Raw genomic sequence first — 16,748 nt, forward strand, 5'->3', positions numbered from 1 at the left:
TCCGTGACATTGTTAGCTGCATGGCCCATGTACGTTACGCCTGAACCGGTACGCGAGGCCGGTCAGATCTTTATCGAGCGGGTCCTGGCGCATCTGGGTATTCAACAATGTGAGGAAGCGCCCGCTGATCTCATGGCGCAATGGTCATCACCGAGCCTGTTGTTATCTCAGAGCTGCGGCTATCCGGTGATGACGCGCCTGCGCGATAAGGTTCAGATCGTAGCAACGCCTTGTTATGAGCTGAGCGGCTGTGAAGGTGCTCAGCACCGCAGTTTTATCGTGGTCCACGCAGATGATGAGCGCAGTACCCTGGAGGCCTTTCGAGGTGCGCGTGTGGTCATCAACGCGCTGGACTCTAATAGCGGCATGAATTTATTAAGGGTGACAGTCGCGCCCATGGCTGAAAAGGGGCGATTCTTTGGTGAGGTCAAGGCCAGCGGTGCCCATGTGACAAGCCTGGAGTTACTCAGCCGCGGCGAGACGGAATTGACAGCTATTGATTGCGTCACCTGGGGGTACCTTGAGCGTTATGCGCCTGACACGTTAGCTCGCACACGAGTTCTTGCCCGCACGGAGCTGACGCCTGCGTTGCCGATCATTACCGCAGCGTCACGTAGTCTGGAAGAGGTACAGCAGATGCAGCACGTGCTGAACGAAATCCTGCAGGAGCAGCCTGCGCTGGCTGAAACACTGGCTATTCGCTCGTTTGTACCGGCCTCCCTTGACGATTATCGAATGATTCTTGCCCAGCGTGATCGAGCAATGGCCGCTGGATATCCCATTATCGCATGAGTAGCCGGACAGGCTTTTTCCTGTTTCGCTGTAGTTTTTATGAAACTGCAAAGGGCATCCAGGCTCAAAACAGCCGCTTCGATAGGTAACGACTTTTCGCGCCGGGCAGGCGTATGGATGCTAAGGACGCAGATCATGAACGCAAGAAATGGCCTGGCGGTAGGCCTTTTGGCGCTGGGGCTGGTTATAGGCAACGCGCAGGCAGCCGGTTGGTGTGAGTCTGGTAAGCCAGTCAAGTTCGCCGGTGTGAACTGGGAAAGCGGGATGCTTCTCACCGAGCTGATGTCGACAGTCTTGAGGGAAGGCTACGACTGTAAGACCGATAGTATTCCAGGTAACTCGATTACGTTAGAGGCTGCACTTTCCTCTAATGATATTCAGGTTTTTGCTGAAGAGTGGATCGGTCGTAGTGACGTCTGGAATAAAGCTGCTGATGCAGGCAAGGTAGTAGGCGTTGGTACACCCATCAAAGGTGCGACGGAAGGCTGGTACGTGCCGCGCTATCTGGTGGAGGGCAAGAATGCCAATGCTCCAGATCTCAAGTCCATCAGTGATCTGCCTAAATATGCCATGCTGTTTCGCGATCCAGAGGAGCCTGGGAAAGGACGGTTTTATAATTGCCCAGCCGGCTGGACATGCGAGCTGGAAAATACCGAGATGCTCGAACGCTATGGCTTGGCCGACATGTTTACTAATTTTCGTCCGGGCACAGGGCCGGCACTGGATGCCGCAATCCTATCGGCCGTGAAGCGCAAGCAGCCCATCCTGACTTATTACTGGTCGCCTACGCCACTATTGGGGCGAGCGGATCTCATTAAGTTAGCCAGCAAGCCGGAAGATGAAAAAGCCATAACGGTGCAGGCTGGATTGTCCAAACCCTTTTATGAAAACGCCCCGGAGCTTGTTGCCGTTCTGGAAAAGGTCAACGTACCGATTGACCTGTTGAACAAGGCGTTGGCAGAACAGGCCGAGCATAAGCAGGACGCGCCTACCGCTGCCAGAGCTTTTCTGAAGGCGCACCCCGATGTCTGGCATGAATGGGTTGATGCTGCCGCTGCACAAGAAATCGAGGCCTCTTTGTAGGCTTTCGCAGGTCATGTGAGGGTAGGCCCTGTTTGAAGGGCCTACCTTTACCAAACGGGCATGTCTATGTTTCCTGACAATCTCACGTTTTCTATTGCTGACTGGGTCAATGGCTGGGTAGACGCTCTGGTCGCCAATTATGGCGATATGTTCCGCCAGATCTCCGATGTGCTTCTACTGGCAATCGTCCGGCTTGAAGGCGCTCTCCGGACAACACCGTGGTGGTTGATTCTGCTGGTCGTGGCCGTTGTGTCCTACCACGCCACGCGACGTGTGATACCGGCTGCGGTCATTACCGGGCTGCTATTTCTCGTGGGCGCCATGGGGTTATGGGACAAGCTCATGCAGACCTTGGCGCTGATGCTGGTCGCGACACTGATTGCGGTACTGATCGGCATTCCCTTGGGCATTCTGTGTGCACGCAGTAACCGGCTGCGTACGGTGTTGCTGCCACTGCTGGACATCATGCAGACCATGCCTAGCTTTGTGTATCTCATTCCTGTCCTAATGCTGTTTGGTTTGGGTAAAGTGCCGGCTATCTTTGCCACTGTCATTTATGCAGCGCCACCGCTGATTCGTCTGACCGATCTGGGAATCCGACAGGTCGACAAGGAAATCATGGAGGCCGTCAATGCTTTTGGTGCCAATCGCTGGCAACAGCTGTTTGGCGTACAGCTCCCATTGGCCTTGCCTAGCATCATGGCAGGTATCAACCAGACCACTATGATGGCATTGTCTATGGTTGTAATCGCTTCGATGATCGGTGCACGTGGCTTGGGTGAAGAAGTGCTGGTCGGTATCCAGACGCTCAACGTAGGCAAGGGGCTCGAAGCAGGTCTGGCGATTGTTATCTTGGCGGTCGTGATTGATCGCATTACTCAGGCGTATGGTCGTTCACGCTATGAGGGCGAGCGATGAAAATTCAGCTCGATAACGTCTATAAGATATTCGGCCGTCGCGAAGCCGCAGCGCTTGAGCTGGTCCGCCAGGGCCGGGATAAGGATCAGGTGCTGGCGGAAACCGGGTGTGTCGTCGGAGTCAATGGGCTATCGCTGTCCATCGAAGCGGGCGAAATATTTGTGATTATGGGGCTGTCAGGCTCGGGCAAATCAACGCTGGTTCGGCATTTGAATCGCCTGATTGATCCCACCAGCGGTTCTATCCGAGTCGATGGCGAGAACATACTGGCCTATGACATGCAGCAGCTCAGGCATTTCCGGCGCCACAAGATCAGCATGGTTTTCCAGGGCTTCGGGCTGTTACCCCATAAAACCGTACTGGGTAATGTGGCCTACGGCTTGAAACTGCGTGGCGAAAGCCGGACTGCACGAGAAACGCATGCACAGCACTGGATTGAAGCGGTAGGGCTCAAAGGGTATGAGCGCAAATGTCCCCATCAGCTGTCAGGCGGTATGCGCCAGCGAGTCGGGCTGGCCAGGGCGTTAGCAGCTGACACAGAAATCATCCTCATGGACGAAGCGTTCTCGGCGCTCGATCCACTGATTCGTGCCGAGATGCAAGATCAGTTGCTGGAGTTACAGCAGCGCCTGCACAAGACCATCGTGTTCATTACCCACGATCTGGACGAGGCGGTCAGGCTGGGAAACCGGATTGCAATCATGCGGGACGGCCAGCTGATTCAAGTGGGAAGCTCGCAGCACATTCTCAACGAACCGGCAGACGAATATGTTGATCGTTTCGTTCGACGATATCGAAACCGGAGTATCTCCGGGGCAAATGTCTAGCTCAATGATTTGAAACAAAAACAAATCAGCGATACGACAAAAATTTCACATCTTTCTTTTGGCTATAGTTCAGGGTAACCGGGTGCCTTTGGTAACTCATAGGCGCCTTAACTCTCCTATTTCTGAGAAAAAGGTTCATGGATTACCTCCAGCAGTTGATTTCGGATCCTACCGCCTGGGTTGCCTTGGCAACGCTGATCGCCATGGAAGTGGTGCTTGGTATTGATAACCTTATCTTTATTTCCATTCTGACCAACAAGCTGCCCGAGCAGCATCGGCAAAAGGCCAGGCGTATTGGAATAGGCCTGGCGCTGGTCATGCGACTGGGCCTTTTGGGAACGGTTGCCTGGATCGTTCAGCTCACCGAGCCGGTGATCGAACTCTTTGGCAAGGGCTTCTCATGGAAAGATATCATCCTGATAGCAGGTGGTCTCTTCCTGCTCTGGAAAGCAACCAAGGAGATCCATCACAACGTGGATCCTGACCCAGAAGGCGACCTATTCGAAGGTAAAAGCGGCGAAAAGGCCGTTACCCTCGGGTTTACCTCGGCCATCGTCCAGATTCTCATGCTCGATCTGGTTTTCTCCATCGACAGCATTATTACGGCTGTCGGGATGACCGAGCATGTGCCCATTATGATCATCGCCGTTATCGTCGCGGTGACCGTCATGTTGGTCGCCGCTGATCCGCTGGCGCGCTTCATCAATAACAATCCCACGGTTGTCATGCTGGCGCTGGGCTTTCTGATCATGATCGGCATGACCCTGATCGCTGAAGGCTTTGGCGCTCATGTGCCCAAGGGATATATCTATGCTGCCATGGCATTCTCGGCCGTTATCGAAGGCCTGAACATGCTGGCTCGCCGCGCAAAGCGCAAGCGTTAGATCCTGTAGAACCGCGCGAGAGTTTCCTCGTCTTCCCGTAGTGCGTCTGTGACCGCTACGGGTTTTTTGTGCCTGCCGGAAAGGGGAGGATTCCGCTGGCACGCATGCACCGTTGCACGCTGCCTGTCAGGCGCGTGTCGGGCATCGTATTAGGAAAAGTAAGGCGGGAATGAATCAGGCGCTGATGGCTTTGCGTGCACGTTCGATAACGGACTGCAGACGAGTCGGGCAACTGTATTCCTCACGGTAAAGTCGCTGAGTATGGCGCGCAACGCCGAATTCATTAACGATGATGAATGAAAAGCCTTTCTTGCTGGGCGCAGCGATTACACAATCGAACGGAGCGAAAGCAGAGGAAAGCATTTGGATTGCGGTTTGAGTTTGCTGATGTGTATTCATAATCTTCTTTTAGTTGAATCACGTGACGCGCTTATGACAGCAGCGGCGTCAATTTGCTGCATTGATAACCTGCTTTAGCAAGTTTTTTGCCAACTTTTCCCATTAAGCTAAGTCGCTGAATAGGAAATGTCTCTTTTTCATGTGCTTCAAATTGCTTCAGCACAGTGTTGTGTTTGCCGCTGCAGTGAACCATTTCAAGGCAAAGCTAAAGGACAATGAGCCGCTTTTGTGCGTTGGCCTCTTGTTTAGCACCTTCCTGCCGCAGTCATTGGGTTGCACCAGAGCGTTACAGCGTTTGGCATGCGCTTCGCACTTGCTCTCAGGTCCATGACCAAGCGGGAATAGCGAAATGAGCGAGACGAACGCAAGCGCGAACGACTATCCGTTAAGTGAAGTGCCTATGTCAGCCCGTCGGGGCATCTGGTCGACAACGTTGGTGCTGCTGGGCTTTACCTTCTTTACCGCGACGATGTTTGCAGGCGGTAAGATCGGCACGGCGTTCGATTTCAAGACCCTGCTGAGCGTGATTATGGTAGGTAATCTGCTGCTTGGTCTTTATGCCGCCTTGCTGGGATATATCGCGTATCGAAGCGGCCTTAATTCTGTTCTGATGGGCCGGTTCTGCTTTGGCGAAGTAGGAAGCAAGTTGTCTGATCTGGTGTTGGGATTCACGCAGATTGGCTGGTATGCCTGGGGCACGGCGACGGCGGCAGTCGTGCTGGGTAAGTTTCTGGGATTGCCCGAAGGCATTGTGCTGTTGCTGATGGTGATCTTCGGTTTTGGCTTTTGTGCCACAGCCTATATTGGCTACCGAGGCTTGGAGATCCTGTCTTATGTTGCTGTACCCGCCATGTGTGGCCTACTGGCATTATCCATGTGGGTTGCAACACGAAAGATTGGTGGGCTGGAAGGCCTGCTGGCCATACAACCAGTCAACACGATGGAGTATAGCACAGCGCTGACATTAGTGTTTGGCACATTTGTCAGCGGGGCGACACAGGCTACCAATTGGACACGTTTTGCTCGGACTGGGAGAGTTGCCATTCTGGCCAGCCTGGCTGGTTTTTTTATCGGCAATGGCCTGATGGTGCTGATCGGCGCCTATGGCGCCATTGTGTACCAGCAACCGGACGTGGTGGAGGTCTTGCTGCTTCAGGGTTTCTCGCTGGCAGCGATAGCCATGCTCATGCTTAATCTTTGGAGCACGCAGGACAATACTATCTATAACTTCGCTGTGGCGGGTTGTAATCTGGTTCGAACAGATCGCCGGCGAACCGTTACGCTGGTTGGCGCAGCAATAGGTACATTGCTGGCAGTGCTGGGCATGTACGATCTGCTGGTCCCCTACCTGATTATATTGGGAACCATTATCCCTCCTATCGGCGGCGTGATTGCAGCTGATTTCTTTTATCGTCATAGAGGGCGTTACCCCCTCTTAGCGACTGTTCATTTACCTAAATTCAATTAGGTTGGGCTTGCGGCCTATGGCCTGGGTGTTCTGGCAGCCTTTTTCTCCCCTTGGTTGGCGCCTCTTGTCGGCGTTGGTACTGCCGCGCTGGGGTACGTAATGCTGTGTGGCCTGGTGGGGGCCCGGCTATCGGTTGTCGCTCGCGCAGAGGCATAGGCTGGAATGTTCCAGATCACCTACTGTTATAAAGAATAAGTAGTCCTTTGCTTGAGGAGTCTGTCGATGAATGTCATCAATGCGCGGCTGCGTGGTCAGGAAGGGCTGTTTACTGTGCGTTTGCAAGGCGACCGGATCGCTGCAATCGAATCACAGGTCGCTTTTGTGAGCCCAACCAGCGCTGAAATACTGGATGCGCGAGGCAATCTGGTTATTCCGCCTTTCGTCGAGCCGCATATCCATCTGGATGCCACCCTGACAGCTGGGGAACCGCGGTGGAACATGAGCGGCACGTTATTCGAAGGCATTGAGTGCTGGGGAGAGCGAAAGGCGACTATTACCCACGAAGATACCAAGGCGCGGGCCAAGCAGACCATTAATGCCCTGGCGGTCCACGGTATCCAGCATGTTCGTACCCATGTGGATGTAACCGATGCCAGTCTGGCGGCTTTGAAGGCCATGTTGGAAATTCGGGAAGAAACAAGCCATTTAGTTGACATGCAAATTGTGGCGTTTCCCCAGGAAGGAATCGAATCCTATCCTCAGGGCCGAGAACTGATGGAGGAGGCCATTCGGCTGGGAGCCGACGTGGTTGGCGGAATCCCTCACTTCGAATATACCCGTGAGCAAGGGGTCAGTTCCGTCAAATTTCTGATGGATCTGGCCGAGCGCACAGGTTGTCTGGTGGATGTTCACTGCGATGAGACAGACGATCCCCATTCCCGCTTTCTGGAAGTGTTGGCAGAGGAGGCGCGTAGTCGTGGCATGGGCTCACGTGTCACTGCCAGCCATACTACTGCCATGGGTTCTTATGACAATGCTTACTGTTCAAAGCTGTTTCGTCTGCTGAGTCGTTCGGGTATCAGCTTTATATCGTGCCCCACCGAGAGTATTCACCTGCAAGGTCGCTTCGACACCTTTCCCAAACGGCGTGGCGTAACGCGTGTGAACGAACTGCTGGAGGCCGGTATGAATGTGTGCTTCGGGCAGGACTCCATTGTTGATCCATGGTATCCGCTGGGTAACGGCAACATTCTCAGGGTACTGGAGGCCGGCCTGCATATCTGTCACATGCTCGGTTATGAGCGCCTGCAGCATGCCTTGGATCTGGTGACGGTAAATAGCGCCAACGCCATGCAGCTGGGTGACCGATATGGGCTGGAAGTAGGGCGCCCGGCCAATCTGCTGATCCTGTCAGCCGATTCGGACTATGAAATGATAAGAAGCCAGGGGCTTCCACTGTTTTCTATCCGTGAGGGCAGGGTGTTAATGAGTCGTCGTCCTGCCGAGGTCAGTCTGGCAGAGTGATAAAACATGCGAATTCACTACATTTTCTAGCTCAGGCGAAGGGCTATGCTCAAAAATACACCCTGAGTCAAGGGGCAATGTTCAGGACTTGTGCACAAGCACTAATACGCTTGTCAAGCGCTTCGCTTAACCAGGCATAAAAATATTTAAAACGGTTATTTAGGTATAAATATATGATTTATAAGGATTTTTTTGATTGGTTAAAAAATGGACAGTTTAACGGAACCCCCCATTTCATCTAGCTTACAGGACATTTCCACCAACTTTTCTACAGAGTTATCCACAGGTTCTGTGGATTAACCCTGTAGACCGCATCACGCTTGGCTTCATCAAAATGCAAGAATTTTTTTGCATTATTTCGATTGGGTTTTTATGACCTATCGACACGGTCGCCGCCAAGTCATCTTAAATTCAGATAACGGCTAAGCAATGCGCGTAAGGCGGCTGGCTTTACGGGTTTAGGTAGAAAATCCAGCCCAGCCGAATGCACTTCACTGACACGATCCTGATGTGCATCTGCACTGATCACGATGCCAGGCAACGGCTTATCAAGCCGCGTGCGAAGCCATGCCATTAGTTGAGGTCCGGTATTGCCGTCATCCAGATGGAAATCCACCAGCGCTATCTGTGGCTGAATGCCTTGCGCCAGTAACGCCTCGCACTCCTGCTGATTGCGTGCCGTATGAACCTCGCAGCCCCAGCGGCTAAGAAGGCTCTGCATACCCGTCAGGATGCTTTCCTCGTTATCAACGCAAAATACCGGTGCGCCTCGAAGCGGTTCGCTGGTGTGTGCTCGTGTAGGCTGCAGGACAGGCTCAGATAGAGTTTGAGTCGCGACGGGCACCGAGACGCTGAATACACTGCCTTTACCTGGCCAGGAGCGTACCTCGATACGATGGCCCAGTACCTTGCAAAGACGATCAGCAATAGCCAGTCCCAGGCCCAATCCCTTCTCTGCGCGCGTCTGATGGCTGTCGAGTCGCTTGAACTCCTCAAAAATGACCTGACGCTTATCTTCCGGGATACCTGGGCCACGGTCCCATACCTCCAGTGTCACATGATCACCATGGCGGCGGACACCTAGCAATACATGCCCTCTGGCATAGCGGAAAGCATTGGTCAGGAAGTTTTGCAGGACTCGACGCAGAAGCTTGACGTCGCTTTCTACTCTCAGGCAACTTCCGCTCAGGTGGAAATCTATGCCTTGTTCTCGCGCCAGGGCACGAAACTCTACGCCCAGCGTATCGAATAGCGTGTTAATTGCGAACGTGCCAACTTCCGTATGAACCCGTCCGCTCTCCAGGCGCGAGATATCCAGCAGGTCGGCAATCAGGTCTTCCACGGAGCGCAGGGACGAATCCATGTTGTTAACCAGCTCGCGAGCATCCTTGGGTAACGCATCGTGGTGGGCGAGGGCGGCCGTAAACAGGCGGGCTGCGTTTAGCGGTTGCATCAGATCATGGCTGACGGCAGCGAGAAAGCGTGTTTTGGACTGGTTTGCTGCTTCTGCATGGGCTTTGGCCTCTGTCAGCGCCTGGTTAAGCTGGGAGAGCTCCCGGGTTCGCTCTTCCACGCGCTGCTCCAGCCCTTCGTTGGCTTCACGAAGGGCGCGCTCTGCTTCGCGAAACGCGGTGATGTCGGTAAAGCTCATGACAAAGCCGCGTCCCGGCATGGGTTTGCCACTGAGCTCGATTACCCGGCCATTGGGGAATTGTCGCTCAGATGTGTGGGCAATCCCTTGCCGCATTCGATCGACACGTCGTGCTACGTGCTCGTCAGGATCGCCTGGGCCACAGAGGCCCCGTTCTGCGTTATAGCGAATGATTTCGGCGATTGGACGCCCGACCTGGATCATGCCGTCCGGGTAGTCAAACAACTCCAGGTAACGTTGGTTCCAGGCCACCAGCCGAAGGGATTGGTCGACAACGCTGATACCTTGAGAAATATTTTCGATAGCGCCCTGCAAAAGCGCGCGGTTGAATTCAAGTACTTCGGACGCTTCGTCGGCAATGCGTACGACATCCTCCACATGCATGTCACGGCCTTCGATGGCAGCCTTTACCACCGCCCGCGCAGAGGAGGCACCAATCACACCGGCTAACAGACGCTCGGTATGGGCAATCCATTCTCCGTTGGCATTCTGGGCCGGATGAAAGGTCAGGCCCGTCTGGTCAGCGAAGCGAATAAAGCTCTGCCGAGCACGTTCATCGCCTACGAAGCGGGCAGCGAGTGCGCGAAGATCCTCTAGCTGCACTGCCAATAGCGACCGGGTATTCAGGCGCGCCGAGGTCATTTGTCCAATGAAACGGCCGGCCTGCCAGTGCTCGGATACTCGTGTCCTGGCCTGATTGGAAACCAGAAAGAAGAGGAGAAAATTTCCTGCTAAGGACAGCAGTACGCCTTGAGTCAGGGGTTTGAAGGGCAGGCCAAACGGATTGGCCGCCAGCCAGGCTAGCCCAGGAAAACGGTCGAGTGGCCAGCTCAGACTTTCTGCCATGACTGGCAGAACCAGGGTATAAGCCCAAAGAAAGGCGCCCGCTGCAAGTCCTGCAAATACACCTCTCCGGTTCGCCTGCTTCCAGTAGAGTGCTCCTACCATGGCCGGGCCCAGTTGAGCGATAGCTGCAAAGGCGATCTGCCCGATGGTAGCCAGGCTTGCCGTAGAGCCCAGCAGGCGATAGCAGAGATACGCCAACAGCAGGATCGCCACGATCGCAACACGCCGAATGGTTACCAGCCAGTGGCTGAACACCTCATAGGGGCGCTCTACCTTCTGCTTACGGAATAAGAGGGGCAGCAAAATATCATTGGATAGCATGGTGGATAAGGCCACGCTGGCGACGATCACCATACTGGTAGCGGCCGAAGCGCCACCAATGAAAGCCAGGAGCGCCAGGCCGGGATGCGCCTGTGCCATGGGCAGGCTTATAACAAAGGAGTCAGGTACGACCCCTTTGGGCAGATGCATCTGTCCTGCCAGGGCGATGGGAACAACAAACAGCGCCGCCAAGGCCAAGTAGCAAGGAAATACCCAGCGGGCCAGGTTCAGGTCACGCGCATCCGTATTTTCAACCACCGTGACATGAAACTGTCGTGGCAGACACATGACGGCCGTGAACGCTACTCCGGTTTGCACCAGCAGTGCGGGCCAGTCGAAGGTTTCCTGCCAGTATTTGGACAGCTCGGGCGCAATGCGTGCCTGATCGAAGAGGTCATCGAATCCATCATAAAGTCCATAGGTCACAAAAATCCCTACGGACAGAAATGCCAGGAGTTTGATCAGCGACTCAAAGGCAATTGCGAGCATCATGCCCCGGTGATGCTCGGTAACATCAAGGTTGCGAGTGCCGAACAGGATGGTAAATACCGCTAATGCCAGCGAGACGATCAAGGCGGTGTCCTGTGCACGCATGCCTATTGACTCGGCCCCTACACCGGTCAGCAGATTGACGCCCATGACAATGCCTTTGAGCTGCAGGGAGATATAAGGCAGCACGCCTACCAGGCAGATCAGCGTAACCACAACCGCCAGCGCCCGCGATTTTCCATAGCGGGAGGCAATGAAGTCGGCAATGGAAGTGATGTTTTCCTGCTTGCTGATCATGATCATTTTCTTGATCAGACGTGGCATGAATAGCAGGAGCAGGATAGGCCCTAGGTAAATCGGCAGAAAGGACCAGAGTTGGTCGGCCGCCTGTCCAACGGCGCCAAAGAATGTCCAGCTGGTGCAATATACCGCAAGCGACAGGCTGTAAACCCAGGCGCGTAACTTGGGGGGCAACGGCGTTTTACGTCTGTCGCCATAAAAGGCAATCGCAAAGAGCACCGCCATGTACAGCAGAGCAACGGCGGCGATCAGTCCGCTGGATAGGGTCATGCGAACTCCTGTGGAATTTTGTTGTGCAGGGCCTTTATAGGTGATTGGCCCTAGGCCTTCCGCTGCCAGATAGATTAGAAAGAGCTCGTCTCGAGTAGTGGGAATAACCTAGGGACTATTCTAATGCGCTCGTTGGGGAGCATGGCAGGCTTTATAAGTGTCTCATCAAAGCGACTGCTCCAAGGTCACTGAGACCAATGTCGCAGGTTTGGTTGAGCCAAGGGCTTCAGCCTGTTAGCGTGTCGCAGTGTTATCAAGGAGAGTGGCGCCATGTTCGAAGCGCATCCCATTACCTTGCAGCGAGGTGCTCTTCGTTTAGAGCCTATGGTGGAAAGCGACGTACTGGAACTGGTCAGCTTGGCTGATCTCAACCGGGACGAGTTGCATTACCTGAGCGGTCCACTACGACCGGACTGGTATAGGCACGCCATTGCCGAGCAGCGTGAAGGCAAAACTATCCCTTTTACCATCAGGCTGGCTGACAAGCTGGTGGGTACCACTCGCTTTTCAGAGTTTTTGCCTGCGCTACCTGCCGCTGAAATTGGCTGGACCTGGCTGGATCGGGAGCAGCATGGCAGTGGATTGAATGCCAACATCAAATACCTCCTGCTGCGTCATGCGTTCGAGAACTGGCATCTGGTACGTGTACAACTCAAGACGGCAGCCAGTAATCTGCGTGCGCAACGCGCTATTGAAAAGCTAGGGGCTGTACGTGAAGGACTGTTACGTAACCACCGACGGTTGGCCGACGGTCGGCTTGATGATACCGTCATGTACAGTATTACCGACCGTGAGTGGCCGACGGTAAAAGCCAGTCTGGAAGCTTCTTTTTCCTAAGGCTATCCGGATATAACGATGTTTGACTGACGTACGATGTAACGCGGTTGTTATCTTGGGCTGCAAGGATGGCTGTGGCCCGTTCCGGTTTCCCTTCTTCGAATAGGACCTCGTTCGATGTCCTCACAGTTCGCTCTATTGAAAAAACAGCGCTTCCTACCGTTTTTCGTAACACAGTCCCTTAGCGCCTTTAATGACAACGTCTATAAGCAGTCATTGATTCTGGCGGTGCTGTTTCACTTGAGCGTTACCGGTGACAGGCTGTTGCTGGTCAACCTGTGCGCCTTGCTGTTTATTCTTCCGTTCCTGCTGTTTTCAGCGTTAGGCGGACAATTAGGCGAAAAATATGACAAGGCGCGGCTCATGCGATGGCTGAAAGGCTCGGAAATCGTCATGTTGCTGTTAGGCAGTCTAGGCTTTTGGCTTAACAGCCTGCCACTGTTGTTATTTGTCCTGTTTGCCATGGGTACACGCTCGGCGCTCTTCGGACCTTCCAAGTACTCAATTTTGCCCCAGCATCTCGAGTCTCGAGAGTTAATGGGCGGTAACGCGTTGGTGGAGATGGGCACATTCCTGGCCATTTTGGGCGGGACGATAGGGGCAGGGGCCTTGCTCTCTCTCCCGGATTATTCCCAGGCCGTAGCCATAAGCGTCGTATTGATCGCTCTGGCTGGTTTTCTGGCCAGCCTGGGTATTCCATCCGCGCCGGCCGTCATCTCGCACCTGAGGTTGGACTGGAACATTTTCCGGCAAACATGGGTGATCTTACGTATGGGGCTGGGGCAGGCACCCTCGGTCTCTCGTTCTCTGCTGGGCAATTCCTGGTTCTGGTTTGTGGGTGCGGTATACCTTACCCAGATACCAGCCTATGCCAAGGACTACCTGCACGGTCAGGAAAGCATGGTTTCGCTGATCCTTACCTTGTTCTCGGTAGGCATTGCGCTGGGCTCTCTTCTATGTGGCCGGTTGTCCAAGGGGCATGTTGAGGCAGGTATTGTTCCGCTGGGTGCGCTGGGGTTATCTGTCTTCAGCGTCTTGCTCTATGCCGTCACGCCTGACATGGCCACTATCACAGGGTCTTATGGCGGATGGGCAGCGCTGAAAGAATTTTCCATGTGGCCAGCGCTTGGGTGCATTCTGGGACTGGGGATCTCTGGCGGATTTTATATCGTTCCGCTCTATGCGCTGATTCAGGCACGCACGCCGCAGGAGGAGCGCTCTCGGGTTATCGCTGCCACCAATATTCTCAATGCGCTCCTAATGGTCTGCTCGGCCCTTATCACTATGCTGCTTTTGTCTGTACTCGAGATGACAGTTCCGGAGCTGTTTCTGGCGGTTGCGTTGATGAATATAGGCGTCAATGCCTTCCTGTTTGCAAGCGTGCCAGAATTCCTGATGCGCTTTCGCGCCGTGATAGGCGGTGGAGACCCTACGCGCAGCATCCGCGACTAGGCGCTAATGGCTCAGTTTGAGCCCGATCAAGCCACATAAAATAAGCAGCACACTGAGCAGACGGATCGGACTGACGCTTTCGCCAAATAGAATGATGCCAGCAATCACCGTTCCTACTGCGCCAATACCCGTCCATATGGCATAGGCTGTACCAAGAGGAAGCTGCTTAACGGCCATGCCCAAGAGGCTTATGCTGGTCAGCATGGCGGCTGCCGTCAGGACAGTAGGAAGAGGGCGGGTAAAGCCTTCGGTGTATTTGAGGCCTATAGCCCAGCCTATTTCAAACAAGCCAGCCAGAAAAAGAATAATCCAGGACATAAAGATTCCAGGGTTGGTAAAGCGGGGCCGTCCCCGGATAGTTTCAGGCGATGGGGCCGTCCCCCTTCGTGAACCGATGCGCTCTTGCCAAGCCCGAGCGCGCCGGTTTCGTTACATGCTCACTCTTTTGCAGAGGACTCGTCATTCAAGCGACGGAACCATGTGGCCAGCAGCGCTCCAGAAATATTATGCCAGACGCTGAACAAGGCACTGGGCACAGCCGCAAGAGGGGAGAAATGTGCTGTTGCCAGTGCTGCGCCCAGTCCCGAATTCTGCATACCGACCTCGATAGCCAACGTCTTGCGCTGCGCCAGAGGTAGCCCAAACACTTTTCCGGCCAGATAGCCAAGCATCAGTCCCAATGTGTTATGCAGTACGACCACAGCCATAATCAAAAATCCTGACTCTGCAATTTTCGCCTGGCTGACAGCCACAACGGCCGCCACAATCAGCACGATGCTGATAACCGAGACCAGAGGCAACACCTCAACCGCTGCCCGTACCTTTGACCCCAGGAAGCGTTGGGCAACTAGCCCCAGCACAATCGGGAGGATAACGACCTGGACGATGGATAGAAAAAGGGCTGAGAACTTGACTGGTAGCCAGGCCGAAGCCAATAGCCAGATCAGTGTAGGGGTCACCAACGGGGCCAGAAGGGTAGTAACGGCAGTGATGCCAACAGACAGTGCGACGTCCCCGCGTGAAAACCAGGTGATGACATTGGACGCCGTACCGCCAGGGCAACAACCCACAAGAATAACGCCTACTGCAATTTCCGGCGGCAATTGCATGACAAGACAAAGCAGCCACGCCATGCCGGGCATAATGATAAATTGAGCGATTACACCTAGAAGAACCCTAAGAGGTTTGCGAAAGACCTCCTTGAAATCCTCAGCTTTGAGCGTGAGCCCCATGCCGAACATGATCAGGCCCAATAAGGGGACGATAGCTGGCGTTAAGGAGCGAAACCCTTCAGGCCATATAAAGGCTAGAACAGCCGCCAGCAGGACCCACAAGGCAAAGGTATTGCCTGCAAAGCGGCTTAAAGCTGCGAGAGCGCCCATGATTATCCTTATAAAAATATGAGCCTTGGAAGTTGGGTGGCGCCCCGGGGCGCCGCACCTGATTAGAGCCCCTGCGGAATTTCTTCTCCACCCAGCGCTTCGACCAGCGACGGAATAAATTCGGCAAAGGTCATCATCATTAGAGTAAAGGTAGCATCCAGCTGCGCCATGGCATCATCGCCGCCATCCTGCTCGGCCTGCTCTTGAAGCAAGTCCTCAAAGCGCAGCCGCTTGAGCGCGACCTTGTCATCGATTAACAGCGACAGCTTGTCCTGCCAAGCCAGGGCCAGCTTGGTTACCAGCTTGCCTGCGCCCAGATGATTCTGGATTTCTTCACTGGTCAAGTCTTGCCCTTTACAGCGGACAACACCGCCATCCTCGTGACTATCGCGTAGCTCGCACTCATCCAGCAGATGGAAATCATTTGTGGCTGCCTGAGACTTGACCCAATCTGTAAAGGTTGCAGTCGGTGCCTGCTTGACCGACATCGGACGAACTGGAAGGGAGCCCAGCGCTTCACGAAGGGTGGAAAGCAAATCTTCTGCGCGCTTTGCACTGGAGGCATCTACCAGAATCCAACCCTGCTTGGGCGCGATTGCTGCAAAGGTAGTCTGGCGGCGAATGAAGGCCCGTGGCAGCAGACTCATGACAATTTCGTCCTTTATCTGGTCACGCTCCTTTTTGTAAACCTTGCGCATCTGCTGTGCTTCGATTTCATCAACTTTTTCCTGCACGGCGTCTTTTACTACGCTGCCGGGCAGAATGCGCTCTTCCTTGCGAGCTGCGATCAGAAAGAAATCCTGGCTGACATGTACCAGAGGAGCGTCTTCTCCCTTGCCAAAAGGAGCTACGAAACCGTAAGTGGTCAGTTCCTGGCTGGCGCAGGGACGTGCAGGTTTGCTGGCCAACGCGGTTTCCAGGGCCTCGGCTTCGAGTGATAAATCCTGGGTAAGACGATAAATAAGAAGATTACGAAACCACATGGCGTGACGATTCCCCAAAAAACGAAGCGCGCATTATTCCGCTGCCATGCTTCCAAGGCCAACCCCCAATTGATCATTGGCAACGATTAAAGGGCTTTAATGACAAACAGGCCGCTTTTTGGAGTGTAACGATACGGTCCTGCCTGCAAGGGCAGACCCGGGAAATGATCCAAAGGCTTGGAAATAAAGGAAAAGAACCTAAGCCTTTGGATCATTTGAAATTTTTTTCACTTGGGGGCTTGCCAGCCTCTAAAACCGTCCGTAGAATGCGCCCCACTTCGAGAGCAAACGCTTACGAAAGTTAAGTGGGTGATTAGCTCAGCTGGGAGAGCATCTGCCTTACAAGCAGAGGGTCGGCGGTTCGATCCCGTCATCACCCACC

General features: G+C 54.1%; 12 protein-coding genes, 1 tRNA gene and 2 pseudogenes. 10 read left to right on the top strand and 5 right to left on the bottom strand.

Features of this window, described 5'->3' with window-relative positions; genetic code table 11:
- The first annotated feature begins 3 nt into the window (after positions 1-3).
- The 5 genes from GM154_RS15095 (at position 4) to GM154_RS15115 (ending at position 4,504) form a co-directional block, all read left to right on the top strand.
- Positions 4-792: a phosphate/phosphite/phosphonate ABC transporter substrate-binding protein gene (locus GM154_RS15095; protein ID WP_219652653.1), complete on the top strand. Its 789-nt coding sequence runs from the start codon at positions 4-6 to the stop codon at positions 790-792.
- A gap of 135 nt (positions 793-927) precedes the next feature.
- A complete protein-coding gene (locus tag GM154_RS15100) occupies positions 928-1,875 on the top strand; it encodes an ABC transporter substrate-binding protein (RefSeq protein ID WP_219652654.1) in 948 nt (315 codons plus the stop codon).
- Positions 1,876-1,941: 66 nt separating this feature from the next.
- Positions 1,942-2,793 carry a proline/glycine betaine ABC transporter permease gene (locus GM154_RS15105; protein WP_010795157.1) on the top strand — a complete coding sequence of 284 codons (852 nt, stop codon included), beginning with the start codon at positions 1,942-1,944 and terminating at the stop codon, positions 2,791-2,793.
- A complete protein-coding gene (locus GM154_RS15110) occupies positions 2,790-3,620 on the top strand; it encodes a glycine betaine/L-proline ABC transporter ATP-binding protein (protein ID WP_219652655.1) in 831 nt (276 codons plus the stop codon). Before GM154_RS15105 ends, GM154_RS15110 begins: the two co-directional genes overlap by 4 nt.
- Before the next feature lie 137 nt (positions 3,621-3,757).
- Complete coding sequence (locus tag GM154_RS15115; RefSeq protein WP_010795155.1) at positions 3,758-4,504, top strand: TerC family protein; 747 nt, start codon at positions 3,758-3,760, stop codon at positions 4,502-4,504.
- A gap of 174 nt (positions 4,505-4,678) precedes the next feature.
- On the opposite strand, the gene GM154_RS15120 is transcribed toward GM154_RS15115, so the two are convergent.
- Positions 4,679-4,903, bottom strand: coding sequence for a hypothetical protein (locus tag GM154_RS15120; protein WP_010795154.1), 225 nt, complete (start codon positions 4,901-4,903; stop codon positions 4,679-4,681).
- Between the two features lie 349 nt (positions 4,904-5,252).
- Between GM154_RS15120 and codB the strand changes: the two are divergent.
- Positions 5,253-6,527: pseudogene (gene codB / locus GM154_RS15125) on the top strand (cytosine permease).
- A 66-nt stretch (positions 6,528-6,593) separates the two neighbouring features.
- Positions 6,594-7,835: a cytosine deaminase gene (gene codA, locus GM154_RS15130; protein ID WP_219652656.1), complete on the top strand. Its 1,242-nt coding sequence runs from the start codon at positions 6,594-6,596 to the stop codon at positions 7,833-7,835.
- A gap of 400 nt (positions 7,836-8,235) precedes the next feature.
- Here the strand turns inward: codA and GM154_RS15135 are convergent, their stop codons facing one another.
- Positions 8,236-11,712 (bottom strand): hybrid sensor histidine kinase/response regulator, encoded by a 3,477-nt coding sequence (locus GM154_RS15135; RefSeq protein ID WP_074824518.1) that lies wholly within the window; start codon positions 11,710-11,712, stop codon positions 8,236-8,238.
- A gap of 270 nt (positions 11,713-11,982) precedes the next feature.
- Here GM154_RS15135 and GM154_RS15140 point away from each other — a divergent pair, with 270 nt between their 5' ends.
- Complete coding sequence (locus tag GM154_RS15140) at positions 11,983-12,549, top strand: GNAT family N-acetyltransferase (protein WP_010795150.1); 567 nt, start codon at positions 11,983-11,985, stop codon at positions 12,547-12,549.
- A 117-nt stretch (positions 12,550-12,666) separates the two neighbouring features.
- A pseudogene (locus GM154_RS15145) lies at positions 12,667-13,953 on the top strand (MFS transporter); the annotation flags it as partial.
- Between the two features lie 51 nt (positions 13,954-14,004).
- On the opposite strand, the gene sugE reads toward GM154_RS15145, so the two are convergent.
- The 3 genes from sugE to rdgC all read right to left on the bottom strand — a co-directional run bounded on the left by sugE (position 14,005) and on the right by rdgC (position 16,366).
- Positions 14,005-14,319, bottom strand: a complete 315-nt coding sequence (gene sugE, locus GM154_RS15150) for a quaternary ammonium compound efflux SMR transporter SugE (protein ID WP_010795148.1) — start codon at positions 14,317-14,319, stop codon at positions 14,005-14,007.
- A 119-nt stretch (positions 14,320-14,438) separates the two neighbouring features.
- The gene (locus tag GM154_RS15155) at positions 14,439-15,383 is read right to left on the bottom strand and encodes a bile acid:sodium symporter family protein (RefSeq protein ID WP_010795147.1); all 945 of its coding nucleotides are present in this window, start codon (positions 15,381-15,383) and stop codon (positions 14,439-14,441) included.
- A 62-nt stretch (positions 15,384-15,445) separates the two neighbouring features.
- Entirely contained in the window at positions 15,446-16,366 is a 921-nt protein-coding gene (gene rdgC, locus GM154_RS15160) for a recombination-associated protein RdgC (protein WP_019367173.1), read from the bottom strand.
- 307 nt (positions 16,367-16,673) lie between these two features.
- Between rdgC and GM154_RS15165 the strand changes: the two genes are divergently transcribed.
- Positions 16,674-16,746: transfer RNA gene (locus GM154_RS15165), tRNA-Val, on the top strand.
- Positions 16,747-16,748: the final 2 nt, after the last annotated feature.

This window comes from Pseudomonas sp. MAG002Y (assembly GCF_019400845.1).
Classification (GTDB): Bacteria; Pseudomonadota; Gammaproteobacteria; order Pseudomonadales; family Pseudomonadaceae; genus Chryseomonas; species Chryseomonas luteola.